This window comes from Pseudomonas sp. D3-27, assembly GCF_051132165.1.
In the GTDB taxonomy this organism is placed as follows: Bacteria; Pseudomonadota; Gammaproteobacteria; order Pseudomonadales; family Pseudomonadaceae; genus Aquipseudomonas.
This window is the reverse complement of the sequence record NZ_CP071667.1, coordinates 1,323,316-1,348,045: the sequence shown is the minus strand read 5'-3', so window position 1 is coordinate 1,348,045 and position 24,730 is coordinate 1,323,316. Positions and strand designations below refer to the sequence as shown.

Sequence of the window (24,730 nt, the reverse complement as noted above, 5' to 3'; positions counted from 1 at the left end):
AGACGTCATGTTCAAGCGAAACACCTTAGGCCTCGGGGGCGCCGCACTGTGCGGCGCCCTGTTGGTCAGCGGCTGCGCCAACCAGATGTCGCAACGCAACGAGCACGAAGAACGGATCGAGCGCAAGCTGCTCGACCATAGTCTGCAGATCGATGTGGGCGAGCCCAAGGTGCTCGACTTGCCGCAGCGTCGGGTTCGGATCAACGAGCAAAAGACTTTCGAGGTCACTGAATTCGAAGTCACCCGGCACTACGATCGCTACACGCCCTACCAGCCATGGCGCGAGGTCTATGAGATCCCGCTGGGCGCGGTGGCGGTGGTGGCCGGTGTCGGCGCGAACGTGGTCAATGTGTTCGCCCTGGGCACCTTGCCTGACACCGCGACCCGTGACTGGATCAGCTACGGTTTCGCCGGCCTGAACCCATTCATGAACGTCCCGTCCAACGGTCGAGCGCAACAAAACCTGGCCGGTATCGACGAAATCCAGCGCGACAAGCGCACCGAGCACTCGAGCCTGCCCTGGAGCGAACGCCCGGTACAGGTGAAGGCCGCCCGCCAGACATTCGAGATGAGCACCGACCGCAACGGGGTGCTGCGCTTGAACCTGCTGGAAAGCCCGTTCGCCGAACATGACCTGAGCCAGTTCGGCAAATTGCAGATCAGCGTGACGGATGCCCAGGACGAGGTGCATACCGACTCGTCGCTGAGCATCAGCAGCACCCTGCGCAGCAAATTGGTCGAAGCCCACGCATTGATCTACGACGACCTGGAAGATGACGAAGTGAGCCAGTGGGTTCACCGGGTCAAACGCCTGTCGGAACTGGGCCTTGAAGAAGAAGCCAGTGAGCTGGAGCAAAGCCTGATCGAACTGACCCGCAACGATCCGGAACTGCAGACCGAGTTCCTGAAGGCTTTGACCAAGGATGGCGGACGGTTGGTGGCGGATCCAGGGGCGAGTTGAACCTGGCTGAACGAGGGATGCTTCCCCTGTGGTGAGGGGATTATCCCTCACCACAACGAGCGCTTACCGATCAAACAGCTCCAACTGTTCATACCCTCCCCGCAAATCCTCCAACCGTACCCCGATCCCCAACAACCGCACCGGCTTGCCGCCACGGTTGAAGGCCTGGGTCAACAAAAGCTGGTAACTGCCCAGATCCCGCCCGGCCCCGGACTGCTCCAGGGTGGTCTGGGTGAAATCATGGAATTTGACTTTGACGAATGGCTTGCCCGGGCGGTAACTGCTGTCGATCCGCGCCATGCGCCCGCTGAGGGTTTCCATCAGCTCCGGCAACTTATCCAGGCAGCTTTTCAGATCGGGCAGATCAACGTCGTAGGTGTTTTCCACGCTGATGGACTGACGACGGCTGTCGTTGTGCACCAGACGCTCATCGATCCCACGGGCAAGGCTCCAGAGGCGCTCGCCAAAACTGCCGAATTCACGCACCAGGGCGAGCTTGTCCCACTGACGCAACTGTGAACAATCGGTGATCCCGAGCCTGTTCAACTTGTCGGCGGTGACCTTGCCAACACCGTGGAGTTTATTCACCGGTAATGCCGAGACGAAATCTTCCACTTGGTCGGGGGTGATGACAAACAAGCCATTGGGCTTCTTCCAATCACTGGCGATCTTGGCGAGAAACTTGTTCGGCGCAACGCCAGCGGACACGGTGATGTGCAGCTGATTGGAGACACGCCGGCGAATGTCTTGGGCAATACGCGTGGCGCTGCCGCCAAAATGCGCGCTGGCGGAAACATCCAGGTAAGCCTCGTCGAGGGACAGCGGCTCGATCAGATCGGTGTAATCGCTGAAGATCGTGTGGATTTCCTTCGACGCCTCTCGGTAGGCGTCCATCCTCGGCTTGACGATGGTCAGGTCAGGGCAGAGCTTCAGCGCATGGCCGGAAGACATGGCAGAGCGCACGCCATAGGCTCGGGCCTCATAGTTGCAGGTCGCGATTACGCCGCGCCGGTCCGCCGAGCCGCCGACCGCCAATGGCTTGCCGGCCAGCTGCGGATCATCACGCATCTCGATAGCGGCATAGAAGCAGTCGCAGTCGACGTGGATGATTTTGCGTTGCGTCATGAGAGAAGCGGCACACGGATTGATTCGGGGCGCCAGTATCTCATTCGAACCTGTATATAGCACCAGTGCTTTGAAAGATCCTTCGTTGAACCTTGAAAATTCCTACATGGATGTATTTCCTCAATCACCCAGAGCCCGCCAATAGGGCGCCAGCCCTTGCCCGGCTTGCGTCACAGCGCGAAACCTGGCCCTGCCCCTGGGCTAACCGCTTGAAGCGGAACATGTTTTTCCTAAGCAAGGGTTGACAGCCCGTCGATCTTCTGTAGAATGCCGCCTCACAGACGCGGGATGGAGCAGCCTGGTAGCTCGTCGGGCTCATAACCCGAAGGTCGTCGGTTCAAATCCGGCTCCCGCAACCAAACATCAAGAAAGGCTACTCGAAAGAGTGGCCTTTTTTGTGCACGCCTGATTTATGCGCCTGCGCCCCATGGCGCTTCTATCAACCTAAGCCCTTGCTGATGGTTGTAGGACAATTTTCTTTTGTTTTCGTGTATTTAGGTGAACTCGTCGTTTATTTCACCCAGCCCCTTATTAACGGTTGACACTCTGGCGTTCGCCTGTAGAATGCCGCCACACAGACGCGGGATGGAGCAGTCTGGTAGCTCGTCGGGCTCATAACCCGAAGGTCGTCGGTTCAAATCCGGCTCCCGCAACCAAACATCAAGAAAGGCTACTCGAAAGAGTGGCCTTTTTTGTGCGTGTCGAAAAAACTCCATGACAAATATTTTGTAATATTTTCCACCGCAGGGATTGGTAACTTGGCTGGATACCCCCATCCTGTCGCGCATAGCTCAAGAGGTGATTGATGCGCGCCCACTCGTCTGACCCACAAGACACTGTTTCTGCGACACAACCGATCAAGGCCGAGCGATTGCGCTGGATGGAGCGGATCAGCCAGTACCGGCAACCGATCGGCCTCGCTGTCACGCTGCTCCTGTTTGCAATTGCCTTGATCGCCTGCCGCCATCTGTTGAGCGAGCTCGACCTTTACGCCCTTCACGACTCGATCCTCGAGGTGCCGAGGCCGGCCCTGCTCGGCGCGATCGCCGCGACCGTGGCCGGTTTTGTCATTCTGCTGGGCTATGAGTGGTCCGCCAGCCGCTACGCGGGGGTGAAGCTGCCGCCGCAAACCCTGGTGCTAGGGGGCTTCAGCGCTTTCGCCATTGGCAACGCCATCGGCCTGTCGCTGCTGTCGGGCGGCTCGGTTCGTTATCGCCTGTATGCTCGCCATGGCCTGGGGGCGACGGACGTCGCCCATATGACGTTGTTCGCCAGCCTGTCGCTGGGCTGCGCCCTGCCGCCCTTGGCCGCCCTGGCGACACTGAGCAATCTGCCTGCGGCATCCGCCGCCTTGCATCTTCCAGCCACGTTGCTGGGATCGATCGCCGTCGCGGTGCTGCTGCTGACTGGCGTGCTGGCGGTGGGTATCTATCGCCGTCGCCTGCCGGACCAACCCTACCGCGACAGCCTGCTGGTCAGGGCCGGTCGCCGGACCTTGCGGCTGCCCGGCCGACGCCTGACGCTCCTGCAATTGGTGATTACCGCGCTGGACGTCGCAGCTGCCGCGACGGTGCTCTATCTGTTGCTGCCCGAGGCGCCCCCGTTCGGTCCATTCCTGTTGGTGTACTTGCTCGCGCTGGCCGCCGGTGTACTCAGCCACGTGCCGGGCGGGGTCGGGGTGTTCGAGGCGATCCTGCTGGCCGCGTTTGCCGACAAGCTGGGTGCCGCGCCGCTGGCGGCCGCCTTGCTGCTGTATCGCTTGATCTACGTGCTGCTGCCGATGCTGGTAGCGTGCGTGCTGCTGCTGATCAACGAGGCGCAACGACTCTTCCAGACACGCCAGTCCTTGCGGGCGGCGTCAGGTTTCGCGGCACCGATCCTGGCCGTGCTGGTGTTTTTGTCGGGCGTGGTGCTGCTGTTTTCCGGGGTGACACCCGAAATCGACACCCGCCTGGAGCACATCGGGTTTCTGATTCCTCACCGACTGGTGGATGCCTCGCACTTTGGCGCCAGCCTGATTGGCGTGCTGTGCCTGTTGCTGGCCCAAGGCTTGCGCCGTCGCCTGTCCGCCGCCTGGATGCTCACCACCGTGTTATTGCTGGTGGGTGCCCTGCTCTCGCTGCTCAAGGGCTTTGATTGGGAAGAAGCCACGCTGCTGACCTTGACTGCTGCCCTGCTGTCGATCTTCCGGCGTTCGTTCTACAGGCCGAGTCGCCTGACCGAGTTGCCGTTTTCGCCGTTGTTCTTGATCGCTAGCCTGTGCGTCCTGGGGGCGTCGATCTGGCTGTTGCTGTTCGCCTATCAGGACGTGCCCTACAGCCATCAACTGTGGTGGCAATTCACCCTGGATGCCGACGCTCCCCGCGGCCTGCGCTCATTGCTAGGTGCCGCGGTGCTGCTGGTGGTGGTGTCGCTGACCTGGTTGCTGCGCACCGCGCGGCCGGTGATTCACTTGCCTACGGCACAAGAGCTGGAACGCGCCAAGACCATTCTCATGGCGTCGTCTCAACCCGACGGCGGCTTGGCCCTGACCGTCGACAAGGCGCTGCTGTTTCACCCCAACGACGAGGCATTTTTGATGTACGCCCGTCGCGGCCGCAGCCTTGTCGCGCTGTACGACCCGATCGGGCCGACCCAGCAACGGGCGGAAATGATCTGGCAGTTCCGTGACCTGTGCGACATCTATCACGCCCGGCCAGTGTTCTACCAGGTACGCGCCGAGAACCTGCCTTACTACATGGACATCGGCCTGACCGCGATCAAGCTGGGCGAAGAGGCGCGAGTCGACCTCAAACGTTTCGATCTCGAAGCCAAGGGCAAAGAGATGAAGGACCTGCGCTACACCTGGAATCGCGGCACCCGCGATGGCCTGTCGCTGGAAATCCACGAGCCGGGCCAGGCGCCCATGGACGAACTGAAAGTCATCTCCGACGCCTGGCTGACCGGCAAGAACGTCCGGGAAAAAGGCTTCTCCCTCGGACGATTCAGCGATGACTACCTCAAGCATTTCCGCATCGCGGTGATTCGTTTCGAAGGCCGGCCGGTGGCATTCGCCAACCTGCTGGAAACCCACAACCACGAATTGGCCAGCCTCGACCTGATGCGCGCCCACCCCGAGGCGCCGAAGCTGACCATGGAATTCATGATGGTCGGCCTGATTCAGCATTACAAAAACCATGGCTACGCTCGCTTCAGTCTCGGCATGGTCCCTTTGTCGGGCTTGCAGCCGCGTCGCGGCGCACCGCTGACCCAGCGCCTGGGGTCGATGGTGTTTCGCCGTGGCGAGCAGCTTTACAATTTCCAGGGGCTGCGCCGCTTCAAAGACAAATTCCAGCCTGACTGGGAACCTCGTTACATGGCCGTGCCCGCCGGACTCGATCCGCTGGTTGCACTGGCTGATACCGCCGCCCTGATTGCAGGCGGCCTGACTGGATTGGTGAAACGCTGATGATGCAACGCTCGTGGCGATACGTAGTGGCCGCCCTGCTGGTGCTGGCTGTGATTCTCGGTGGCGGCTACTGGTATTGGAACCGCCCTGCCCCGCAACCGACCCTGGAACAACTGGAACCCGCCGACGGCGTGCCAATGACGCGCATCATCCCCGGCACCAAGCCCCGCGCCCAGGTGCTGGTGGCCGTGAATGAGGACCAAAAGCTCAGCGACACCCAGTTGACGACCCTCAGCCGCAGCGGCTCGGCACAGATCGTCCAAGTGATCCTGCCCAAGGACTGCATGTTGCAAGGCCGTGCTCTACAGGCCGGCCTGAGACAACTCCACGGCCCGGCCACGCTGGTCAGCGGCATCGGCCCCGGCGCCGTGCTGGCCTGGCGCTGGTTGGCCGAGCAGAAGGACGACAATGCCCGGGCCGTCTCGGTGGACCTGGCTCTGGAAAAACCTGGCTGCACGCACCTGCTGCCCAAGAGCGCCGCACACGGTCACTGGCTGGTCGCCTGGAACGATAACCCCGACGACACCAGCGCCGGGTTCGTTCGTGATCAACACAATGCCGAAACCAGCATCAGCGACTACGACATCAACCTGCCGCAAGTGCTGAACAATGAACTGCGCAAGATCCTGGTAGGTGCCGAAAAGGGCAAGGGCGGCCTGAGCATCCCGGTGGTGGAGGTGCCCGCCAGCCAGGCCCGGGATACCGTGACGCTGTTTCTCTCTGGCGACGGTGGCTGGCGTGACCTGGACCGCGACGTGGCCGATGAAATGGCCAAGGTCGGCTACCCGGTCGTCGGCATCGACACCCTGCGTTACTACTGGCAGCACAAGAGCCCCGAACAGAGCGCCGCCGACCTGACCGAGCTGATGCAACACTACCGCCAGATCTGGGGCACCAAGCGCTTCATCCTGACCGGCTACTCCTTCGGCGCCGATGTGCTGCCGGCGATCTACAACCGTCTACCGGCGACAGAGCAACAGCGTGTCGATGCAATCATCCTGCTCGCCTTCGCTCGCACCGGCAGCTTCGAAATCGAAGTCGAGGGCTGGCTCGGCAACGCCGGCACCGAAGCCGCAACCGGCCCGGAGATGGCCAAGCTGCCCGCCGAAAAAGTGGTGTGCATCTACGGCGCCGAAGAGGCCAACGAAAGCGGCTGCACCGACAAGACTGCCGTGGGCGAAGTCATCAAGTTGCCGGGCGGCCACCACTTCGATGAAAACTACCCGGCCCTGGCCAAGCGCCTGATCGGCGAGATCGACAAGCGCCAAACCAAGCCTGCCGTGCAATAAGCGGGGGGCAAGCCAGACAAAAGCCCCCACCGCCGCAAGGCACTTGGGGGCTTTTGTTAACGGCGACGTTCTGCCGCGTCGTATACTTCTTTATCTCGCCGCGCGCCAACGGCGACTATCAGCACCTGAATCGCTTTTCCGTCGACCCTGTAAACAATGCGGGTATCACCCGTTCGGATCCTTCGGCACCCGGCCAGGCTGGCTCTGAGCGGCTTGCCGATCTTGTCCGGCTCGCCATTGATGATCCGCTCTTCGATGACATCAAGGATACGGTTCGCAGCCGCAGCACCCAACTGATCCAGATCGTCTTGAACCTCCGGATGGTAAACAACGTTCCAAGCCATTCACCGCCCCTTCAGTCGTTTTTGGCATACCGCGCCCGCATATCCTCATGACTGACGGCCTTGGCCCGATCGAAATTGATCAAGCGTTCACGAGCCGTCGCCTCGACGCGAAGATTTTCCAGCTCATCGAGCATTTCCTGATAAGCGTCGACGTTGATGATCACCGCTGCGGGTTCATTGTCCTTGAAGATCACCAGCCTTTCGGTTGCACGACTCGATACTTCCTTGAGCTTCGCGCTGAACCCCCTGACCATTGCCGTAACGGATATCGCTTGATCCGCCCGCTCCAGTAGTGCTGCCATACCCCACCTCCTTTTACCTGATTCCGCATACTCTAAAACGCATCTTTAACTGTAAAATATTACGTCATATTAGACGCAAATCAAGGTAAGGAAAGACAAACCGACCAAATGCCCAAGAGGCTCCCACAAAAAAGCCCCCACCGCCGCAAGGCAATGGGGGCTTTTTGTTTCCCGGTGCTACATCTCCACCTGCGTCCCCAATTCAATCACCCGATTCAACGGCAGATTGAAAAAGCGCAGGTTGCCGTTGGCATTTTTCAACATGAAAGCAAACAACGATTCACGCCAACGCGCCATGCCCTCCAGCTTGGAGGCGATAACAGTCTCGCGACTGAGAAAGTAGGTGGTGCGCATCGGACTGAAATCCAGGTCGTCCAAATGACAGAGCTTGAGCGCCTCGGGCACGTCCGGCTCGTCGGTAAAACCGAAATGCAGGATCACCCGGAAGAAGCCCTCGCCATAGGCATCGACCTCGAAACGCCGTTGTGGCGGCACGCGGGGAATGTCTTCGTAGACCACTGTCAGCAACACCACCTGCTCATGCAGCACCTGGTTGTGCAGCAGATTGTGCAATAGCGCATGGGGCACCGCATCCGAGCGCGCCGTCAGGAACACCGCCGTGCCCTGGACCCGGTGCGGCGGCTGCACGCGGATGCTGCTGATGAAGACCGGCAGCGGCAACGCCCCTTCGTCCAGCCGCTCCACCAACAGCTGCTTGCCGCGTTTCCAGGTGGTCATCAATACGAACAAGGCGATGCCGGCTATGACCGGGAATGCGCCGCCCTGGATGATTTTCGGCACGTTGGCGGCGAAGTACAGCCCATCTACCAGCAAGAAACCGAACAGCACCGGCACCGCCAGCAGCGGCGGCCATTTCCATAGCAACAGGATCACGGCGGAGACCAGGATCGTGGTCATCAACATCGTACCGGTCACCGCCACGCCGTAGGCCGATGCCAGCGCTCCGGACGACTCGAAGCCCAGCACCAGCAAGACCACGCCGACCATCAAAGACCAGTTCACCGCGCCGATGTAGATCTGGCCCTGTTCGGCGCTGGAGGTGTGCTGGATGTACATGCGCGGGATGTAGCCGAGCTGGATTGCCTGGCGCGTCAGGGAGAACGCGCCGGAGATCACCGCTTGCGAGGCAATCACCGTCGCCAGCGTCGCCAGGCCCACCAAGGGCAGCAATGCCCAGCTCGGCGCCAGCAGATAGAACGGGTTGCGCGCCGCTTCAGGATCACCGAGCAGCAAGGCGCCCTGGCCGAAATAGTTGAGCATCAGGCCCGGCAGCACGAGGATGAACCAGGCACGGGCGATGGGTTTACGGCCGAAGTGGCCCATGTCGGCGTACAGCGCTTCGGCCCCGGTCAGCGCCAGCACCACCGCGCCAAGGATCGCTACGCCCATGCCCGGGTGGACGACAAAGAAACGCACGGCCCAGGCCGGGTTCACTGCGTTCAATACTTCCGGGTGCTGGCTGATGCCATACACGCCCAAGGCGCCGAGGACGAGGAACCAGGTCACCATGATCGGACCAAAGAGGATGCCAATGCGCGCGGTGCCGTGGCGCTGGATCAGGAACAACGCCACCAGCACCACCACCGATAGCGGCACCACCCAGTGATCGATGCCTTCGAATGCGAGGCCCAGGCCTTCGACCGCCGACAATACCGAGATCGCCGGGGTGATCATGCTGTCGCCATAGAACAGCGCCGCACCGATCAAACCGCAGATCACCAACAACGTACGCAGCCGCGCCCTGCCGGCCGCCGCGCGCCGCGCCAGGGCAGTCAAGGCCATGATTCCGCCTTCGCCCTGGTTGTCCGCGCGAAGGACGAACATCATGTACTTGATGGACACGACCCAGATCAGCGACCAGAAAATCAGCGACAGGATCCCCAGCACCCCGTCATGGTTGACGGGCACGCCATAACCACCGGAAAACACTTCTTTAAGGGTGTACAGCGGGCTCGTGCCAATGTCGCCATAAACCACCCCGACCGCCGCGACCAGCATGCTCAGCGGTTTGGCCGCCGAGTGCTCGGCGCCCGCCGCCTGACTACCTGCATGACCCATCCAACACTCCTGATTTCCAGACCTGCCTTCTTGAAAGAAGCCGTACGCTCTTGTGACGCAGCATGGGCGGTTTTACGCTTTGTAACAGACGTTCTGTTGACTGCAGCGTTCGCCAGAAGGCAAAGGCGCGAAGCATAGCGCAGCACTCGTCGTATTTCCCGGTATAAAGCTGGTCAAGTGCGGCGACCACGGATAGAATTGCGCACTTTTTGATCAGAGGCGCGTCAGGCGCCCTGTCTCCGCAAGAGACGATCCCCCTACACCGAGGTTAGACATGTCCACCACTACCGCGCCAGCCAATCCCAAGGTTGGCTTCGTATCCCTGGGTTGCCCGAAAGCGCTGGTCGACTCCGAGCGCATCCTGACCCAGCTGCGCATGGAAGGTTATGACGTTGTGTCCACCTACCAGGACGCCGACGTGGTGGTGGTCAACACCTGTGGCTTCATCGACTCGGCCAAGGCCGAATCCCTTGAAGTGATCGGCGAAGCCATCAAGGAAAACGGCAAGGTCATCGTGACCGGCTGCATGGGTGTGGAAGAAGGCAACATCCGCGACGTGCACCCGAGCGTGCTGTCCGTGACCGGGCCGCAGCAGTACGAACAAGTGGTCAACGCCGTGCATGAAGTCGTGCCGCCGCGCCAGGACCACAATCCGCTGATCGACCTGGTGCCGCCACAAGGCATCAAGCTGACCCCGCGTCACTACGCCTACCTGAAGATTTCCGAAGGCTGCAACCACAGCTGCAGCTTCTGCATCATCCCCTCGATGCGCGGCAAACTGGTGAGCCGTCCGGTGGGTGACGTGCTCGACGAAGCCCAGCGCCTGGTCAAGGCCGGCGTCAAGGAATTGCTGGTGATTTCCCAGGACACCAGCGCCTACGGCGTCGACGTCAAGTACCGCACCGGCTTCTGGAACGGCGCGCCGGTGAAAACCCGCATGACCGAACTGTGCGAAGCCCTCAGCACCCTCGGTGTCTGGGTCCGCCTGCATTACGTCTACCCGTACCCGCACGTCGACGAGCTGATCCCGCTGATGGCCGCCGGCAAGATCCTGCCGTACCTGGACATCCCGTTCCAGCACGCCAGCCCGAAAGTCCTCAAGGCCATGAAACGCCCGGCTTTCGAAGACAAGACCCTGGCGCGCATCAAGAGCTGGCGTGAAATCTGCCCCGAGCTGATCATCCGCTCGACCTTCATCGTCGGCTTTCCGGGCGAAACCGAAGAAGACTTCCAATACCTGCTGGACTGGCTGACCGAAGCCCAGCTCGACCGCGTCGGCTGCTTCCAGTACTCGCCCGTCGAAGGCGCACCGGCCAACGACCTGAACCTGGACGTGGTGCCGGATGACGTCAAGCAGGACCGTTGGGAGCGCTTCATGGCGCACCAGCAGGCCATCAGCTCGGCGCGCCTGCAAATGCGCATCGGCCGTGAGATCGAAGTGCTGGTGGACGAAGTCGACGAACAAGGTGCCGTCGGCCGCTGCTTCTTCGATGCTCCGGAAATCGACGGCAACGTGTTCATCGACAACGGCAGCAATCTCAAGCCGGGCGACAAGGTCTGGTGCAAGGTCACCGACGCCGACGAGTATGACTTGTGGGCTGAGCAGATCGGTTGATCCAGGCCTGGACTCAAGCCGAATAGGCTTTTGTGGCGAGGGAGCTTGCTCCCGCTGGGCTACGAAGTAGCCCTATCCTTGCGATTGCTACGCAATCGAGCGGGAGCAAGCTCCCTCGCCACAGGTTGTTTGCCAGCCACTCGCCGCCTCTAAAAAAAACTTTCTGAAGCCCTGCTCTGTAACAAGAAGCAGGGCTTTTTTACGGCTATCGTATGCAGACAAGAAAACTCCACCACAAGGAACAGGCGGACATGCGCCAGCATTCGGTCATCCACACACCGAAACCGAGCGATTATCAGGAACTGACCCGGGTCTGGGAGGCATCGGTACGGGCCACCCATGATTTCCTGCCCGACAGTTATATCGAACTGCTCAGAAACCTGGTGCTCACCCGTTACCTGGACGCGGTGATGCTCATCTGCACCCGTGATTCACGCCAGCGCATCACAGGGTTCGCCGGGGTCGCGGCTGGCAAGATCGAAATGCTCTTCATCGACCCCGAGCATCGCGGCCAAGGCCTGGGCAAACAATTGCTGCGCTATGCCATTGAACACCTGAACGCCGATGAACTGGACGTCAACGAACAGAACCCGCAAGCCCTTGGCTTTTATCTCAAGCAAGGGTTCGAAGTTATCGGTCGCTCGGCAAAGGATGGCATGGACCAGCCCTACCCGCTGCTGCATATGCGCTACAAGCAGCCCGATCTGAAAGCGGGGCGCGGCTAAAAACGGCATGAGGCAAATGGACCCGCGATTAACCGGCGCCAGACAGGTACAATGCCCACCCCTTTTTGTTACGGCCCCGTCATGACTGACCCGATTCGTCTCTCCAAGCGTCTCATCGAACTCGTCGGCTGTTCCCGTCGGGAGGCTGAGCTGTTCATCGAGGGCGGCTGGGTCACCGTGGACGGCGAAGTCATCGATGAACCGCAGTTCAAGGTCACCACCCAAAAGGTCGAACTCGACCCCCAAGCCAAGGCCACCGCGCCAGAGCCTGTGACCCTCCTGCTGAACGTCCCGGCTGGCATGGATGTCGACGCGGCAATGGCAACCCTGGGGCCACAGACCTTGAGCGAAGAACATCGCTTCGGCAAGCGCCCGCTCAAGGGCCACTTCCTGCGCCTGACCGCCAGCGCCGATTTGCAGGCTGGCGCCAGCGGCCTTTTGGTATTCACCCAAGACTGGAAGATCCTGCGCAAGCTCACCGCCGACGCGGCCAAGATCGAGCAGGAGTATGTGGTGGAAGTCGAGGGCGAGATGGTCGCCCACGGTCTCAATCGCTTGAACCACGGCCTGACCTACAAAGGCAAGGAATTGCCGGCGGTCAAGGCCAGCTGGCAGAACGAGAACCGCCTGCGCTTCGCCATGAAGAACCCGCAACCGGGCGTTATCGCGCTGTTTTGCCAGGCCGTCGGGCTCAAGGTCGTTGCCATCCGCCGCATCCGCATAGGCGGCGTGTCGATCGGCAAGGTGCCGTTGGGCCAATGGCGCTACCTGTCCGCCAAAGAGAAATTCTAATTTTCCGGCGCCGCACCGAACCGGGGCGCCCACTGCCTTCATCAGGATTGCACATATGATTCACAACGACGTACTGCGCAGCGTGCGCTACATGCTCGACATCAGCGACAAAAAAGTCGTCGAGATCATCAAGCTGGGCGGCTTGGAAATCTCCCTGGAAGATTTGGCCGGCTACCTCAAGAAAGATGAAGAAGAAGGCTTTGTGTTCTGCCCCGACCTGGTCATGGCGCATTTCCTCGACGGGCTGGTGATCTTCAAGCGCGGCAAGGACGAAAGCCGTCCGCCGCAGCCGATCGAAGTGCCGGTCACCAACAACATCATCCTGAAGAAGCTGCGGGTGGCCTTCGAGCTGAAGGAAGACGACATGCACACCATCCTCAAGGCCGCCGACTTCCCGGTGTCCAAGCCGGAACTGAGCGCATTGTTCCGCAAGTTTGGCCATACCAACTACCGGCCGTGTGGCGACCAGTTGCTGCGCAACTTCCTCAAGGGCCTGACGCTGCGCGTTCGCGGCTAATGCCGAAGGGCTGTCATTTCTTGAAGCGCTGCTGATGGTGGCAGAGCTTTTGTGGCGAGGGAGCTTGCTCCCTCGCCACAAAAGCCCCCGCCATAAACGGCAAGACCAGCTGCCCGCGCTATGATGCCCTTTCAACCCTGCCTTGATCCCAGCCCATGACCTACAACGTCTCCCCCATCGGCTTCGTACGCTCCTGCTTCAAGGAGAAGTTCGCCATTCCGCGCCAACCACAACTGGCCCCGGCCGCGCGCGGTGTGTTGGAGCTGGTGGCGCCGTTCGACCAGGGCGAGGCCGTGCAGGGTCTGGAGCAGGTCAGCCATGTCTGGTTGCTGTTCCTGTTCCATCAAGCCCTGGAAGACAAGCCACGATTGAAAGTACGGCCGCCGCGCCTGGGTGGCAATAAATCCATGGGCGTCTTCGCCACCCGAGCCACCCATCGCCCCAACGGTATCGGCCAGTCGGTGGTGAAGCTGGAACGGGTGGAGGCCGCTCGACTGTGGATCTCGGGCATCGACCTGTTGGACGGCACACCCGTGCTCGATATCAAGCCCTACGTCCCCTATGCGGACATCATCGACTCGGCCTCCAACAGGATCGCCAGCGCCGCGCCTGAGTTGATTCCAGTGCAATGGGCGGACTCTGCCCTGCTTCAGGCACGCGACCACGCAAGGCGCCTCGAAGAGCCCTTGGTGGAGCTGATCGAACAATGCCTGGCCCAAGACCCACGCCCGGCGTATCAGGTTCCTACAGCTGAACGGGAATACGGTGCGCGGTTCTGGGATCTGGACGTGCGCTGGCATTACCCGGAGCCGGGGGTGATTCGGGTGTTGGAAGTCGTTCCTACGGCTGGATAAAACCCGGAAACGAAAAAGCCCGCGCGGCCTTCATCAGGCGGCGCGGGCTTTTTATGGTCTGTCAGTTGGACCAAGTCGCTGCCGTCGCGAGCAGGCTCGCTCCCACAACTGATTTGCAGCGACCACCAAAGTTGTGGTCATACATATCCAGTGTGGGAGCGAGCCTGCTCGCGATGGCGGTCGGTCAGCCACCGCAACTGCCGAAGCTTACTTCTCTACAAACGCGCGCTCGATCAGGTAATCACCCGGCTCGCGCATACGCGGCGAAACGGTCAGGCCGAAGCTGTTGAGCACTTCGCTGGTTTCGTCGAGCATGCTTGGGCTGCCGCACAGCATCGCGCGGTCGTCTTGCGGGTTGATCGGCGGCAGGCCGATGTCGCGGAACAACTTGCCGCTGCGCATCAGGTCGGTCAGGCGACCTTCGTTCTCGAACGGCTCGCGGGTCACGGTGGGGTAGTAGATCAGCTTTTCGCGTAGCGCTTCGCCGAAGAACTCGTTCTGTGGCAGGTGCTCGGTGATGAATTCGCGATAGGCGACTTCATTGACGTAACGCACGCCGTGGCACAGGATCACTTTTTCGAAACGCTCGTAGGTTTCCGGATCCTGGATGACGCTCATGAAAGGCGCCAGGCCAGTACCGGTGCTGAGCAGGTACAAATGCTTGCCAGGCTTGAGGTCGTCCAGCACCAGCGTGCCGGTGGGCTTCTTGCTGATGATGATCTCGTCGCCTTCCTTCAAGTGCTGCAACTGGGAAGTCAGCGGACCATCAGGGACCTTGATGCTGAAGAATTCCAGATGCTCTTCCCAGTTCGGGCTGGCAATCGAGTAAGCGCGCATAAGCGGGCGGCCGTTGGGCTGCTGCAGGCCGATCATCACGAACTGACCGTTCTCGAAGCGCAGGCCCGGATCGCGGGTGCACTTGAAGCTGAACAGAGTGTCGTTCCAGTGATGAACACTGAGGACACGCTCGTGGTTCATGTTGCTCATGTACGGGGGACTCCTGGAAATGATACCTGCGCCGGTAATCTGCGCAATTGCATCGCATTCTAATGGCGGCGACAATATCTGTTAAATGGATTATTAAGATAATGGTTATCGGTTATATCGATATGCGATTTACTCTACGGCAACTTCAAGTCTTCGTCGCTGTCGCCCAGCAGGAAAGCGTGTCCCGTGCCGCGGGCTTGCTCAATCTGTCGCAGTCGGCCGCCAGCACTTCCATCACTGAATTGGAGCGTCAATCCAGCTGCCAACTGTTCGACCGCGCCGGCAAGCGCCTGAGCCTCAACGCCTTGGGTAAGCAATTGCTGCCCCAGGCCGTGGCATTGCTGGACCAGGCCAAAGAGATCGAAGACTTACTCAACGGCAAGTCCGGCTTCGGTTCGCTGGCGGTCGGGGCCACGCTGACCATCGGCAATTACCTGGCGACGCTGCTGATCGGCGGATTCATGCAGCGCCATCCGGAAAGCCAGGTGAAGCTGCACGTGCAAAACACTGCCAATATCGTGCACCAGGTCGCCCATTACGAAATTGATCTGGGTCTAATCGAAGGCGATTGCAGCCATCCGGACATTGAGGTGCAGAGCTGGGTCGAGGATGAATTGGTGGTGTTCTGCGCGCCCCAGCATCCACTGGCCAAGCGTGGTCAGGCGACCATGGAGGAATTGACCCATGAAGCGTGGATTTTGCGGGAGCAGGGTTCAGGTACGCGGCTGACCTTCGATCAGGCCATGCGCCACCACCGCAGCGCGCTCAACATCCGCCTGGAATTGGAACACACCGAAGCGATCAAGCGAGCAGTGGAATCGGGCCTGGGCATTGGCTGCATTTCGCGCCTGGCCTTGCGTGATGCTTTCCGTCGCGGCAGCCTCGTGGCCGTGGAAACCCCGGACATGGACCTGGCGCGGCAGTTTTATTTCATCTGGCACAAACAGAAGTACCAGACCTCAGCCATGCGTGAATTCCTCGACCTCTGCCGAGCTTTCACCGCTGGGGTCCAGCGCAGCGACGAGATCGTCCTGCCTGCCATCGCTTGAATCAGAGCAGCACCAGGCCCCAGACCAGGGCAATCATCGTCAGGGCGACAAGTTGGGCCGCGCTGCCCATGTCCTTGGCGTTTTTCGACAAGGGGTGCAGCTCAAGGGAAATACGGTCGATCGCCGCCTCTACCGCCGAGTTGAGCAACTCCACGATCAAGGCCAGCAGGCACACCGCTATCAACAGCGCCTGCTCCACGCGGCTCACGTTCAGGAAAAACGACAACGGAATCAGGATGACGTTAAGCAGGACCAGTTGACGGAACGCCGCTTCGCCGACGAAAGCTGCACGCAGCCCGTCCAGGGAATAGCCGGAGGCATTGAGGATGCGTTTCAGGCCGGTTTGGCCTTTGAAAGGAGACATAGAGTGGGCAACTGATCGATAGGAGTGGAGAAGCTACTGTAATTGCAGTCAAAAAAGCGTGAATTCAGGCGCTACGACTGCGGCGAAATTGACTCAAGTTGTTGCAACAACAAGGCAGCCTGGGTCCGGGTGCGCACATTCAATTTACGAAAGATCGCCGTAACATGAGCCTTGATGGTGGCCTCTGACACATTCAGTTCGTAAGCGATCTGCTTGTTCAACAGACCTTCACAAACCATGGTCAGCACTCTGAACTGCTGGGGCGTCAGGCTCGCGAGCCCTTCGCTGGCCGCCTTGGCCTCGTCGGACACGCTCACCGCCTCGAACGCCTGCGGCGGCCAGGATACATCACCGCTGAGGACGGCCTTTACCGCCCGTTGAATCATTTCGAGGGAGCTGGATTTGGGGATGAACCCGCTGGCACCAAATTCGCGGGCCTTGACCATCACCGAAGCTTCTTCCTGGGCTGAGACCATCACCACAGGAATCTGCGGATACTGCCCACGCAACAGGACCAGCCCTGAAAAACCATACGCGCCGGGCATGTTCAGATCCAGCAGCACCAGGTCCCAATCAGCCTTTTCCGCCAATCGGGCTTCCAGCTCCGCGATGCTGGCCACCTCCGTCAACCGGACATCCGAACCAAGGCCCAGGGTCACCGCCTGATGCAACGCGCTGCGAAAGAGCGGGTGGTCATCGGCAATCAGGATTTCGTATGTGGCCATTTTTCAAATGATCCTGTTTTTTTAAGGCAGGCCCGATGCATTCGCGCCTCGCCATGCAACTCAAGATAACGCCATTCAGCGTTATCCACAGGGGCACGTTCAACGCCAATCACAGCGTCTTAAACTCCGGCCGCACCCTGGTCGGCGCCAAGCATGCCCAGCGAAACCGGGGTGGTCAAGCTGCACGGCCACCGCTGCACCCAGTATGGGCCACTATTAGGCCAACGCCGCCTGAGCCGAGCGGACAAAGGGCAGCAGTTCGGCATGGGCCGGAGTCGACACGTTCACTTCCTGCTGACGCTTGGCACCCAGGTAATGCTGGCTGAACACATCGAAATAGGCGTCCAGGGCCGACGCCGCGTCGCTATCGCCCGCCAGCTCAAGGCACAGCGCCGCGACCTCGGCGGTGCACAGGTGCTCACTGCGTGTGGAGCGCCGCAAGCGATAGCGCGACAGCCTGTCGGGCAGCAAGCTCAAGATGGGCAGCCGGTCAAAGTAAGGACTTTTACGGAACATCTTGCGCGCTTCCGTCCAAGTGGCATCCAGCAAGATGAACAAGGGACGCTTGCCCCGAGCCAGATCAACCGTGTGGGTTACCCGGGAGGGTTCGACATACTCACCTGGAAATACCAGGTACGGTTGCCATTGTGGATCGTTCAACAAAGCCAGGAGTTGCTCATCGACATCAGTGCGCGACCAGATGAAGGCATGGTTATCCCGTACCACATCGGCGATCAGCCAGCCCGTGTTGCTCGGCTTGAAGACTTCCTTATTGGTCATGATCAGGCAGACGCCGGAACGGGTCTCGACGCTCGGACGCCAGGCACACAAGCAATGGCTCTCGATCACTCGACAGGCGCCACAACGGGGCGCGCGCCACCCTCGGGCCTGGAGCGGCTTGATGCCTTCATCGACGCGTTGGTCGCGCAAGCGGGCTACGGCGTTGGAAGCACAGCTCATCGCGGGCAACGCCCGCAGACAGGAAAACTTGACACGAACCACACTCGCAAGGGCAATGAAGACCGGCAGTCTACCAGAGCGCGCAAACCTGTACCGTCTACCCGGGCTTCCCTATAATCGCCGCCACTGAACGCACAGTCACGTGACCGGTCGAACCACCAGTTACTGAACCAGGAGAGTTTCATGCTGCGCCTTATCGTTCCAACCGTTGCCGTTCTGCTGGCGACGTCCATCAGCGCTCAGGCTGCGTCGCTGAAAGAACTCGAACTGAACAAGATGCTGCAGAACGTTGCCAAGCAAAGCAGTGTCGGCACGCCGCGTGCGATCAACGAAGACATTCTTGACCAGGGCTACACCGTCGAAGGCACCGAGCTGATCAACCATCTCAGCGTCCAAAGCAGCCATGCGCAAAAAATGCGCGCGGATCCCAAGGCGGTTTATTTCCAGCTGGGCTCCACGGTGTGCACCAATCCAGGGTTCCGCAAACTGATGGCCAAGGGCGCGACCATGCGCTACGAGTTCACCGAAGTGAAGACCAACCGTCCGGTCGCCAGCGAACGTTTCCAGGAATCGGATTGCCCGAAACCGGCCAAGACCAAGAAATAATCAACCCGCGCGCGCGCGCCGCTGCTCTTCGTCGGCGCGCAGTTCCGCCACCAGCGCCTGCAAATAGCGTGAGCGCCATTCCCGACCTTCCAGCCGACGGCAACATTCCTCTTCCAGGCTTACCCGATTGGCTTGAGCCGCTTCCAACAACATCAAATACAACTGCCCTTCGAGCTCCAGCGTTACCCTGGTCATTTCTCCCGCCTCCCTGCCCATCAATGCAGCATTTCATCGCGCGGACGTCCAGCCCCGGACGTCGAACTACGTTGGCACGCCTTTAATGGAGTTAATCAGAGCGGTACGCACCCAGCCGGTGAGCTGACGAGCGGTACGGGCCGAGGTCATTACTGAACCCATCGCGAGCGACCGATGAGCGTAGGACTACGGGGAAATGTTGCAAACGTTCACATTCGAGCGCCATGATCTGGACAGCGAAGTTCACCGCCAGAGGCTAGATTCAACGTATCGTTTTTACTGGGCAGAAAGAGGCTGCCCTCACCAATAAGCGATGTTCAACCGTTTTTCATCCAAGGGAAACAGCAGGACCCGTTGGATGGCTTGGCCGCCTTGCTGCAGATTACGTCGAGCCAGGTTTACGCCCGGGCACGCGCCCGGACTCACAACGGCACAGGAAGTGTCGTGGCCCTGATGAATCTCTCGTCAGGACCGGGGTCCTGTTCAGAAGGAGAAGCTGAATGCCTTACAAACCGAATGACCTGCTCAGCCGTCATTTTGAGAGCCATGGCCACGACCTCACCCGCAAGGTCGAAGAGCAACTCAACCTGGTATCGCCCAACAGCCCCAACCTCCCCATCTACCGCGACATGATCCTGACTGTGCTGCGCATGGCCCAGGAAGATCACAACCGCTGGAATGCGAAGATCACGCTTCAGGCCCTTCGGGAACTGGAACATGCGTTTCGAACGCTGGAACAATTCAAAGGGCGCCGCAAGGTTACGGTCTTCGGCTCGGCCCGAACGCCCATCGAACACCCTTTGTATGGCTTGGCACGGGAGCTGGGAGCGGCGCTGGCTCGGTCAGACATGATGGTGATCACCGGCGCAGGCGGCGGGATCATGGCCGCGGCCCATGAAGGCGCGGGCCGCGAGCACAGCCTGGGATTCAACATCACCCTGCCCTTCGAGCAGCATGCGAACCCGACCGTCGAAGGGACGCAGAACCTGTTGCCGTTCCATTTCTTCTTCACTCGCAAGCTTTTTTTCGTCAAGGAAGCCGATGCCTTGGTGCTGTGCCCCGGCGGTTTCGGCACTCTTGACGAAGCATTGGAGGTCCTGACGCTGGTGCAGACGGGCAAAAGCCCATTGGTACCGGTGGTATTGCTGGACGTGCCCGGAGGCAAGTTCTGGCAGAGCGCCCTGGACTTTATCCGCGAACAATTGGAGGAAAACCGCTACATCCTGCCGACCGACATGAAGTTGATGCGCCTGGTGTACTGCGCCGAGGACGCTGTGGAGGAAATCAACCAGTTCTACCGTAACTTCCATTCCAGCCGCTGGCTCAAGCATCAGTTCGTGATCCGCATGAATCACGAACTCAGTGAACAAGCACTGCAACAAATGCAGGCCGAGTTCGCCGACCTGTGCCTGAATGACTGTTTCCATCAGCACGCTTACAACGGCGAAGAACCCGAGGAAGCGCCCTTCAGTCATCTGACGCGATTGGCATTTACGTTCAACGCCCGTGACCACGGTCGTTTAAGGGAATTGGTGGACTACATCAACCTGCCGGAAAACTGGGCCCAACCCACCGCCAAGGCCCACCCCCTGACTTGGGAGCCGATCAAGGTAACGTGAGCCCATAAAAAAACGGCCCGCTATCGACATAGCGGGCCGTTTTTAGTCGTCCATGCTGCGACCACTGAACAAGCGGTTGATCATTTCCATGGAATAGCCTCGATACGCCAGGAAACGCCCTTGCTTGGCACGCTCCCGAATGTCGATAGGCAAATGTCCCGAAAACTTGCGGCGCCAGGTCTCAGCTAACTGTTGCTGCCAATCGATACCGCTCTCGCGCAAGGCTGATTCGATATCCGCTCGTTGCAACCCGCGTTGGCCAAGCTCTTCACGAATGCGCACCGGACCGTAGCCGGAGCGGGCGCGATAAGAGACGAAGCTCTCGAGGTACCGCGCTTCCGACAACAGCCCCTCTTCCGTCAAACGGTCAAGAGCGGCGTCGATCAACTCATCATGAGCCCCGCGTTGACGCAGTTTACGCGTCAGCTCCACACGACCGTGCTCGCGCCTGGCGAGCAGGTCCATCGCAGCTCGCCGCACCGCGACGAGGGTATCGAGTACGGCGGTCATCGGATCAATCAGATATCTGCGTCGGCCAGGTCGTCGGCAGTCTCGCGGTTGGCCACGGCTTTGACGTCCGCCACCGGGCTCAACAGCTTGTCACGCAGTTGCTTCTCGAGGGCTGCCGCGACTTCCGGGTTGTCCGCCAGGAATTTGGCCGAGTTGGCCTTGCCCTGACCGATCTTGGTGCCGTTGTAGGCATACCAGGCGCCCGACTTCTCGACGAAACCGTGCAGCACACCCAGATCGATCATTTCGCCGTTGAGGTAGATACCCTTGCCGTACAGGATCTGGAACTCAGCCTGACGGAACGGCGATGCCACCTTGTTCTTCACAACCTTGACGCGGGTTTCGCTGCCGACAACCTCATCACCTTCTTTCACCGCGCCAGTACGACGGATGTCCAGGCGAACCGAGGCGTAGAACTTCAACGCGTTACCACCGGTGGTGGTTTCAGGGCTGCCGAACATCACGCCGATCTTCATGCGGATCTGGTTGATGAAGATCACCAGGCAGTTGGCGTTCTTGATGTTACCGGTGATCTTGCGCAAGGCCTGGGACATCAGGCGAGCCTGCAGACCCACGTGCGTGTCGCCCATCTCACCTTCGATTTCCGCTTTCGGTACCAGGGCCGCCACGGAGTCGACGATGATCACGTCAACTGCGTTGGAGCGCACCAGCATGTCGGTGATCTCCAAGGCCTGCTCGCCGGTGTCCGGTTGGGAGACCAGCAGGTCATCGACGTTGACGCCCAGCTTGCCGGCGTATTCCGGGTCCAAGGCGTGTTCGGCGTCGACGAAGGCGCAGGTAGCGCCCGCTTTTTGAGCCTGGGCGATCACGGACAGCGTCAGCGTGGTCTTACCGGAAGATTCGGGACCGTAGATTTCAACAATACGACCTTTTGGCAAGCCGCCGATGCCAAGCGCGATGTCCAGGCCCAGGGAGCCGGTGGAGATGGAGGGAATAGCCTGGCGGTCCTGATCGCCCATACGCATTACGGCACCCTTGCCGAATTGACGTTCGATCTGACCCAAGGCCGCAGCCAAGGCTTTCTTCTTGTTGTCGTCCATTAAAGTCCTCACGTAATCAATAAGGCCTGACGGCCAACACCTGTATAAGTAGCCAGTATTATTCCACAGCGATCGGGGATCGCCTACCCCTGATTTGAGATTTCTGCGGCGGCATGTTGTAACAGCCCGTCTAGCGCGGCCTTCACCGTTTGTCGGCGGACCTCGTCGCGGTTGCCAGGTAAGAATTTCTGCTCGCTGTACACCGCCTCGCCAACACCCCAGGCAAGCCACACCGTGCCCACCGGCTTGCTCGGCGAGCCCCCGTCCGGCCCGGCCACGCCGCTGACCGCCACGGCAAACCGCGCCAGGCTTTTCTGCTGGGCGCCGCGCACCATGGCCTCCACCACCTCGCGACTGACCGCGCCGACTTTGTCGAACAGCTCTGCGGGAACACCCAACTGCTGGGTTTTCTGGCGATTGGAATACGTGACAAAACCGGCCTCGAACCAGGCCGAGCTCCCCGGAATCCGAGTGATTGCCTCGGCGATCCCCCCGCCGGTGCAAGACTCGGCCGTGGTGACATGGGCATTTAGCACCTGCAAGCGCCTACCCAATTCAGCGGCCAGTTCAGTGATGTCGTCCACGCTGCTCTCCTGATTCGACGCAATGGGCCCTACCGTACACGAGCAATCGCCGCTTGCAAGACTCGGCGGATTACCGGCCCAGCGCCCTGACATACGCCTGGCAGGCCTGCAAGGCAATCAGTCCACGGTCGCCCGCGTCGGTGATGGCGATAATTCGTTGAGCATGCGCCGGGTCAAGTCGGGCGCGTGAGGCGCCATGATCCACGCCGCCGGTGCCGGTGGTGGCAGGCACTGTACAACCGGCGGCGACATCGTCGGCGTCGAGGAGGACTGACAGCCGGACATTGGCAGTAGCAAGGCGATCGCGCAGGCGATCCTGATCACGTTGGGCATCGCTCAGGGCTCGGTAATGGGTTTGTTCGCTGGTGGAGAGTTGTTGTTCCAGGGCGAGGCGTTTCTGTGTTTCCTTATGCTGGGAAGCCGCAGCTGCCGCGGTCATCTGCTTTAAGGTCTCGGCCTGCGCCCGCGCTTGCTCGGCCAAGACCCTGCCGTAACGCCAATCCTGGACCTTCCATGCCATGCTGGTCGCCAGCAGTAAAAGCCCCAATACTGTGATGGGAAAGAACCTCAACAGCGCCGGATTCATCCCAACACCTGCAACGCCCGCCCATGCAAGGCCCGCCGCTGCGCCGCGCCATTCTGGCCGCCATTGATCCGCTGCGTGATGGCGTCGAATCGACCAGCATCAGCGAGAGAATTAAGCCCATGCGACGCCCAGAACCACGCAGCCGAAAGCGCGGCCCATCGCGGCAGCTCCAGCAATGCAGGCTGCTCCATCAGATCCAGACTCAAGGCTTTACCGCAGGCCTGGTAATTAGCCCGCCCGGTGATCTGGATCAGACCTCGCCCACGGTATTTTTGCCCGTCGCCATCGGCTTCGGGGGAGTTGCCCAGGCACGAAGCCAATCGGCCAGTGTCATACTTTGATAAATAAACATCGTTGCCTAGCTCCCGTACGTGCCGCAGCTGGCCGGACTCGTGCCCCACCTGCGCAATGAATGCAGCGGCACGCTTGGGGCCGATGATCTGGTAAAGCTCCATGGCAGTGCCTAGGAGAGGTGCAAAAACGCCGGCATTGTCGCCGGCGCTTGGGAGGATACGCAGTAGTTGGGCTGGGGTGATGAACATGGCGCTCTCTTTAACGCGAATGAATACAACAACGATCATTGACTAACGGAATGGAATGAATGAGCAGGCGAAGTAGTTTTGAGAAATCGCTCATTACGGAGTCATCGTTTACACCGTTTGAAAACATGAGCTTTAGCGAATGTAGGAATGTAAAAAGTGGACCGGTTTTCATCATCGCCTCGGGCAACTCAGCGAAGGGCTTTCCGCTGGAGGAGTTTTCAGCCGTACCCATGATTACCATGAACGGCGCTATATCCATGTTCAGCCAAGCGCATACAAAACCCTTTTTTTACATCTGCTCCGATACCCACTTCCCGCTCCAGCAGCCCGATCTTTTTGCAACCGCTATGCGGCTCAGTGAGAACGTTGCCTTATGGGAGGACCAGTTCGACATCGTCCAAGCTAAGCCAAGCGGGCGAGCCTTCGGCTTGAAAAAAGCTCCCAGGGCCTCGATCTGCTCCACGTTATTCAACCCGCAGAAGTCTCTCGTCAGGTACAGATCTCTTTTTAGCAAGCGAAGCAAAGACATCGGCTTCAGCAAAAATATGACCCTCGGTTGCTTCGATGCCAGGACGGTGATGTATTTGGCCTTACAGGTCGCCTACCATCTGGGCTTCAATAGGGTTTTCCTTGTAGGTTTCGACTTGGACCAAGCGGCCGGCCGATTCTATGAAACGGTCGAAAGCAAACGCTCGCCCTGCGGGTTGGATCAGCATTACAAGACTCGCATCCTGCCTTCTCTAAAACTGATGTCCAAGCAGATCATTGATGATGATTTTCAGGTGTATAACTTGTCCGCGACCTCAAGGGTGCCGGCAGATATCATCAAAAAAATCAGTCTCGACGACGCACGGCGAATGCTACGTAACTGAATGATGGCCCCTCCAAGCC

At 59.9% G+C, this 24,730-nt stretch carries 26 protein-coding genes and 2 tRNA genes; 14 read left to right on the top strand and 14 right to left on the bottom strand.

Translation table 11 applies throughout. The features are described 5' to 3' along the window. Positions 1 to 7: 7 nt before the first annotated feature. The gene (locus J3P92_RS06360) at positions 8 to 961 is read left to right on the top strand and encodes a hypothetical protein (protein WP_434562606.1); all 954 of its coding nucleotides are present in this window, start codon (positions 8 to 10) and stop codon (positions 959 to 961) included. Positions 962 to 1,024: 63 nt separating this feature from the next. On the opposite strand, the gene dinB is transcribed toward J3P92_RS06360, so the two are convergent. Continuing rightward, complete coding sequence (gene dinB / locus J3P92_RS06355; RefSeq protein WP_420764295.1) at positions 1,025 to 2,086, bottom strand: DNA polymerase IV; 1,062 nt, start codon at positions 2,084 to 2,086, stop codon at positions 1,025 to 1,027. Between the two features lie 282 nt (positions 2,087 to 2,368). Between dinB and J3P92_RS06350 the strand changes: the two genes are divergently transcribed. The 4 genes from J3P92_RS06350 to J3P92_RS06335 all read left to right on the top strand — a co-directional run bounded on the left by J3P92_RS06350 (position 2,369) and on the right by J3P92_RS06335 (position 6,823). Beyond that, positions 2,369 to 2,445 (top strand) — tRNA-Met (locus J3P92_RS06350). Positions 2,446 to 2,665: 220 nt separating this feature from the next. After that, positions 2,666 to 2,742: transfer RNA gene (locus J3P92_RS06345), tRNA-Met, on the top strand. 224 nt (positions 2,743 to 2,966) lie between these two features. Continuing rightward, positions 2,967 to 5,534, top strand: a complete 2,568-nt coding sequence (mprF, locus tag J3P92_RS06340; protein ID WP_434651107.1) for a bifunctional lysylphosphatidylglycerol flippase/synthetase MprF — start codon at positions 2,967 to 2,969, stop codon at positions 5,532 to 5,534. Beyond that, entirely contained in the window at positions 5,534 to 6,823 is a 1,290-nt protein-coding gene (locus J3P92_RS06335) for a virulence factor family protein (RefSeq protein WP_434609897.1), read from the top strand. The genes mprF and J3P92_RS06335 overlap by 1 nt, the downstream gene beginning before the upstream one ends. Before the next feature lie 56 nt (positions 6,824 to 6,879). Here the strand turns inward: J3P92_RS06335 and J3P92_RS06330 are convergent, their stop codons facing one another. The 3 genes from J3P92_RS06330 to J3P92_RS06320 all read right to left on the bottom strand — a co-directional run bounded on the left by J3P92_RS06330 (position 6,880) and on the right by J3P92_RS06320 (position 9,488). Beyond that, positions 6,880 to 7,167 (bottom strand): type II toxin-antitoxin system RelE family toxin, encoded by a 288-nt coding sequence (locus tag J3P92_RS06330; protein ID WP_434562600.1) that lies wholly within the window; start codon positions 7,165 to 7,167, stop codon positions 6,880 to 6,882. A gap of 11 nt (positions 7,168 to 7,178) precedes the next feature. Further along, a complete protein-coding gene (locus J3P92_RS06325) occupies positions 7,179 to 7,469 on the bottom strand; it encodes a type II toxin-antitoxin system Phd/YefM family antitoxin (protein ID WP_434562598.1) in 291 nt (96 codons plus the stop codon). A 177-nt stretch (positions 7,470 to 7,646) separates the two neighbouring features. Next, entirely contained in the window at positions 7,647 to 9,488 is a 1,842-nt protein-coding gene (locus J3P92_RS06320) for a potassium transporter Kup (protein WP_420764452.1), read from the bottom strand. 334 nt (positions 9,489 to 9,822) lie between these two features. Between J3P92_RS06320 and rimO the strand changes: the two genes are divergently transcribed. The 5 genes from rimO to tsaA all read left to right on the top strand — a co-directional run bounded on the left by rimO (position 9,823) and on the right by tsaA (position 14,051). Next, positions 9,823 to 11,163: a 30S ribosomal protein S12 methylthiotransferase RimO gene (gene rimO, locus J3P92_RS06315; RefSeq protein WP_434650123.1), complete on the top strand. Its 1,341-nt coding sequence runs from the start codon at positions 9,823 to 9,825 to the stop codon at positions 11,161 to 11,163. Positions 11,164 to 11,414: 251 nt separating this feature from the next. Beyond that, positions 11,415 to 11,888, top strand: a complete 474-nt coding sequence (locus J3P92_RS06310) for a GNAT family N-acetyltransferase (RefSeq protein WP_420764451.1) — start codon at positions 11,415 to 11,417, stop codon at positions 11,886 to 11,888. A gap of 81 nt (positions 11,889 to 11,969) precedes the next feature. Next, positions 11,970 to 12,680: an rRNA pseudouridine synthase gene (locus tag J3P92_RS06305; RefSeq protein WP_420764292.1), complete on the top strand. Its 711-nt coding sequence runs from the start codon at positions 11,970 to 11,972 to the stop codon at positions 12,678 to 12,680. Positions 12,681 to 12,735: 55 nt separating this feature from the next. After that, the gene (locus J3P92_RS06300) at positions 12,736 to 13,197 is read left to right on the top strand and encodes a DUF1456 family protein (protein ID WP_434650121.1); all 462 of its coding nucleotides are present in this window, start codon (positions 12,736 to 12,738) and stop codon (positions 13,195 to 13,197) included. 155 nt (positions 13,198 to 13,352) lie between these two features. Further along, positions 13,353 to 14,051 carry a tRNA (N6-threonylcarbamoyladenosine(37)-N6)-methyltransferase TrmO gene (gene tsaA, locus J3P92_RS06295; protein WP_420764290.1) on the top strand — a complete coding sequence of 233 codons (699 nt, stop codon included), beginning with the start codon at positions 13,353 to 13,355 and terminating at the stop codon, positions 14,049 to 14,051. Positions 14,052 to 14,258: 207 nt separating this feature from the next. On the opposite strand, the gene fpr is transcribed toward tsaA, so the two are convergent. Beyond that, complete coding sequence (fpr, locus tag J3P92_RS06290) at positions 14,259 to 15,038, bottom strand: ferredoxin-NADP reductase (protein WP_003198368.1); 780 nt, start codon at positions 15,036 to 15,038, stop codon at positions 14,259 to 14,261. A 122-nt stretch (positions 15,039 to 15,160) separates the two neighbouring features. Here fpr and J3P92_RS06285 point away from each other — a divergent pair, with 122 nt between their 5' ends. Beyond that, positions 15,161 to 16,087, top strand: coding sequence for a LysR family transcriptional regulator (locus J3P92_RS06285; protein ID WP_039594356.1), 927 nt, complete (start codon positions 15,161 to 15,163; stop codon positions 16,085 to 16,087). 1 nt (position 16,088) lies between these two features. Here the strand turns inward: J3P92_RS06285 and J3P92_RS06280 are convergent, their stop codons facing one another. The 3 genes from J3P92_RS06280 to J3P92_RS06270 form a co-directional block, all read right to left on the bottom strand. After that, positions 16,089 to 16,451: a diacylglycerol kinase gene (locus J3P92_RS06280; protein WP_420764289.1), complete on the bottom strand. Its 363-nt coding sequence runs from the start codon at positions 16,449 to 16,451 to the stop codon at positions 16,089 to 16,091. A 71-nt stretch (positions 16,452 to 16,522) separates the two neighbouring features. After that, positions 16,523 to 17,176, bottom strand: a complete 654-nt coding sequence (gene erdR, locus J3P92_RS06275; protein ID WP_434562592.1) for a response regulator transcription factor ErdR — start codon at positions 17,174 to 17,176, stop codon at positions 16,523 to 16,525. 216 nt (positions 17,177 to 17,392) lie between these two features. After that, a complete protein-coding gene (locus tag J3P92_RS06270) occupies positions 17,393 to 18,136 on the bottom strand; it encodes a tRNA-uridine aminocarboxypropyltransferase (RefSeq protein WP_434562590.1) in 744 nt (247 codons plus the stop codon). 183 nt (positions 18,137 to 18,319) lie between these two features. On the opposite strand from J3P92_RS06270, the gene J3P92_RS06265 reads away from it, so the two are divergent. Next, positions 18,320 to 18,742, top strand: a complete 423-nt coding sequence (locus J3P92_RS06265) for a quorum-sensing-regulated virulence factor family protein (protein ID WP_420764286.1) — start codon at positions 18,320 to 18,322, stop codon at positions 18,740 to 18,742. On the opposite strand, the gene J3P92_RS06260 is transcribed toward J3P92_RS06265, so the two are convergent. After that, the gene (locus J3P92_RS06260) at positions 18,743 to 18,937 is read right to left on the bottom strand and encodes a hypothetical protein (protein WP_420764285.1); all 195 of its coding nucleotides are present in this window, start codon (positions 18,935 to 18,937) and stop codon (positions 18,743 to 18,745) included. 500 nt (positions 18,938 to 19,437) lie between these two features. Here J3P92_RS06260 and J3P92_RS06255 point away from each other — a divergent pair, with 500 nt between their 5' ends. Further along, positions 19,438 to 20,556 (top strand): TIGR00730 family Rossman fold protein, encoded by a 1,119-nt coding sequence (locus J3P92_RS06255; protein WP_420764284.1) that lies wholly within the window; start codon positions 19,438 to 19,440, stop codon positions 20,554 to 20,556. A 42-nt stretch (positions 20,557 to 20,598) separates the two neighbouring features. Here the strand turns inward: J3P92_RS06255 and recX are convergent, their stop codons facing one another. The 5 genes from recX to J3P92_RS06230 all read right to left on the bottom strand — a co-directional run bounded on the left by recX (position 20,599) and on the right by J3P92_RS06230 (position 23,839). Then, the gene (recX, locus tag J3P92_RS06250) at positions 20,599 to 21,066 is read right to left on the bottom strand and encodes a recombination regulator RecX (RefSeq protein ID WP_434650119.1); all 468 of its coding nucleotides are present in this window, start codon (positions 21,064 to 21,066) and stop codon (positions 20,599 to 20,601) included. Between the two features lie 8 nt (positions 21,067 to 21,074). Then, positions 21,075 to 22,127, bottom strand: a complete 1,053-nt coding sequence (gene recA, locus J3P92_RS06245) for a recombinase RecA (protein WP_420764282.1) — start codon at positions 22,125 to 22,127, stop codon at positions 21,075 to 21,077. A gap of 83 nt (positions 22,128 to 22,210) precedes the next feature. Next, positions 22,211 to 22,711 (bottom strand): CinA family protein, encoded by a 501-nt coding sequence (locus J3P92_RS06240; RefSeq protein ID WP_434562588.1) that lies wholly within the window; start codon positions 22,709 to 22,711, stop codon positions 22,211 to 22,213. A 70-nt stretch (positions 22,712 to 22,781) separates the two neighbouring features. Continuing rightward, on the bottom strand, positions 22,782 to 23,297 hold the full coding sequence (locus tag J3P92_RS06235; RefSeq protein ID WP_434609880.1) for a lysis system i-spanin subunit Rz: 516 nt from the start codon (positions 23,295 to 23,297) through the stop codon (positions 22,782 to 22,784). Continuing rightward, positions 23,294 to 23,839, bottom strand: a complete 546-nt coding sequence (locus J3P92_RS06230; protein ID WP_434650117.1) for a glycoside hydrolase family 19 protein — start codon at positions 23,837 to 23,839, stop codon at positions 23,294 to 23,296. The genes J3P92_RS06235 and J3P92_RS06230 overlap by 4 nt, the downstream gene beginning before the upstream one ends. 59 nt (positions 23,840 to 23,898) lie before the next feature. Between J3P92_RS06230 and J3P92_RS06225 the strand changes: the two genes are divergently transcribed. Then, a complete protein-coding gene (locus J3P92_RS06225; protein ID WP_420764278.1) occupies positions 23,899 to 24,711 on the top strand; it encodes a lipopolysaccharide biosynthesis protein in 813 nt (270 codons plus the stop codon). Positions 24,712 to 24,730 lie beyond the last annotated feature (19 nt).

Bases quoted from the DNA above. Each gene is read 5' to 3' on its own strand.
- J3P92_RS06330 (WP_434562600.1), bottom strand. From the start codon at position 7,167: ATGGCTTGGAACGTTGTTTACCATCCGGAGGTTCAAGACGATCTGGAT.
- J3P92_RS06225 (WP_420764278.1), top strand. From the start codon at position 23,899: ATGAGCAGGCGAAGTAGTTTTGAGAAATCGCTCATTACGGAGTCATCG.
- J3P92_RS06320 (WP_420764452.1), bottom strand. From the start codon at position 9,488: ATGCTGGTCGCGGCGGTCGGGGTGGTTTATGGCGACATTGGCACGAGC.
- rimO (WP_434650123.1), top strand. From the start codon at position 9,823: ATGTCCACCACTACCGCGCCAGCCAATCCCAAGGTTGGCTTCGTATCC.
- J3P92_RS06285 (WP_039594356.1), top strand. From the start codon at position 15,161: ATGCGATTTACTCTACGGCAACTTCAAGTCTTCGTCGCTGTCGCCCAG.
- J3P92_RS06230 (WP_434650117.1), bottom strand. From the start codon at position 23,839: ATGTTCATCACCCCAGCCCAACTACTGCGTATCCTCCCAAGCGCCGGC.
- J3P92_RS06260 (WP_420764285.1), bottom strand. From the start codon at position 18,937: ATGACCAGGGTAACGCTGGAGCTCGAAGGGCAGTTGTATTTGATGTTG.
- J3P92_RS06280 (WP_420764289.1), bottom strand. From the start codon at position 16,451: ATGTCTCCTTTCAAAGGCCAAACCGGCCTGAAACGCATCCTCAATGCC.
- J3P92_RS06305 (WP_420764292.1), top strand. From the start codon at position 11,970: ATGACTGACCCGATTCGTCTCTCCAAGCGTCTCATCGAACTCGTCGGC.
- J3P92_RS06310 (WP_420764451.1), top strand. From the start codon at position 11,415: ATGCGCCAGCATTCGGTCATCCACACACCGAAACCGAGCGATTATCAG.
- J3P92_RS06235 (WP_434609880.1), bottom strand. From the start codon at position 23,297: ATGAATCCGGCGCTGTTGAGGTTCTTTCCCATCACAGTATTGGGGCTT.
- recX (WP_434650119.1), bottom strand. From the start codon at position 21,066: ATGACCGCCGTACTCGATACCCTCGTCGCGGTGCGGCGAGCTGCGATG.
- J3P92_RS06255 (WP_420764284.1), top strand. From the start codon at position 19,438: ATGCCTTACAAACCGAATGACCTGCTCAGCCGTCATTTTGAGAGCCAT.
- J3P92_RS06270 (WP_434562590.1), bottom strand. From the start codon at position 18,136: ATGAGCTGTGCTTCCAACGCCGTAGCCCGCTTGCGCGACCAACGCGTC.
- tsaA (WP_420764290.1), top strand. From the start codon at position 13,353: ATGACCTACAACGTCTCCCCCATCGGCTTCGTACGCTCCTGCTTCAAG.
- J3P92_RS06360 (WP_434562606.1), top strand. From the start codon at position 8: ATGTTCAAGCGAAACACCTTAGGCCTCGGGGGCGCCGCACTGTGCGGC.
- mprF (WP_434651107.1), top strand. From the start codon at position 2,967: ATGGAGCGGATCAGCCAGTACCGGCAACCGATCGGCCTCGCTGTCACG.
- J3P92_RS06325 (WP_434562598.1), bottom strand. From the start codon at position 7,469: ATGGCAGCACTACTGGAGCGGGCGGATCAAGCGATATCCGTTACGGCA.
- fpr (WP_003198368.1), bottom strand. From the start codon at position 15,038: ATGAGCAACATGAACCACGAGCGTGTCCTCAGTGTTCATCACTGGAAC.
- J3P92_RS06300 (WP_434650121.1), top strand. From the start codon at position 12,736: ATGATTCACAACGACGTACTGCGCAGCGTGCGCTACATGCTCGACATC.
- dinB (WP_420764295.1), bottom strand. From the start codon at position 2,086: ATGACGCAACGCAAAATCATCCACGTCGACTGCGACTGCTTCTATGCC.
- erdR (WP_434562592.1), bottom strand. From the start codon at position 17,176: ATGGCCACATACGAAATCCTGATTGCCGATGACCACCCGCTCTTTCGC.
- recA (WP_420764282.1), bottom strand. From the start codon at position 22,127: ATGGACGACAACAAGAAGAAAGCCTTGGCTGCGGCCTTGGGTCAGATC.
- J3P92_RS06335 (WP_434609897.1), top strand. From the start codon at position 5,534: ATGATGCAACGCTCGTGGCGATACGTAGTGGCCGCCCTGCTGGTGCTG.
- J3P92_RS06265 (WP_420764286.1), top strand. From the start codon at position 18,320: ATGCTGCGCCTTATCGTTCCAACCGTTGCCGTTCTGCTGGCGACGTCC.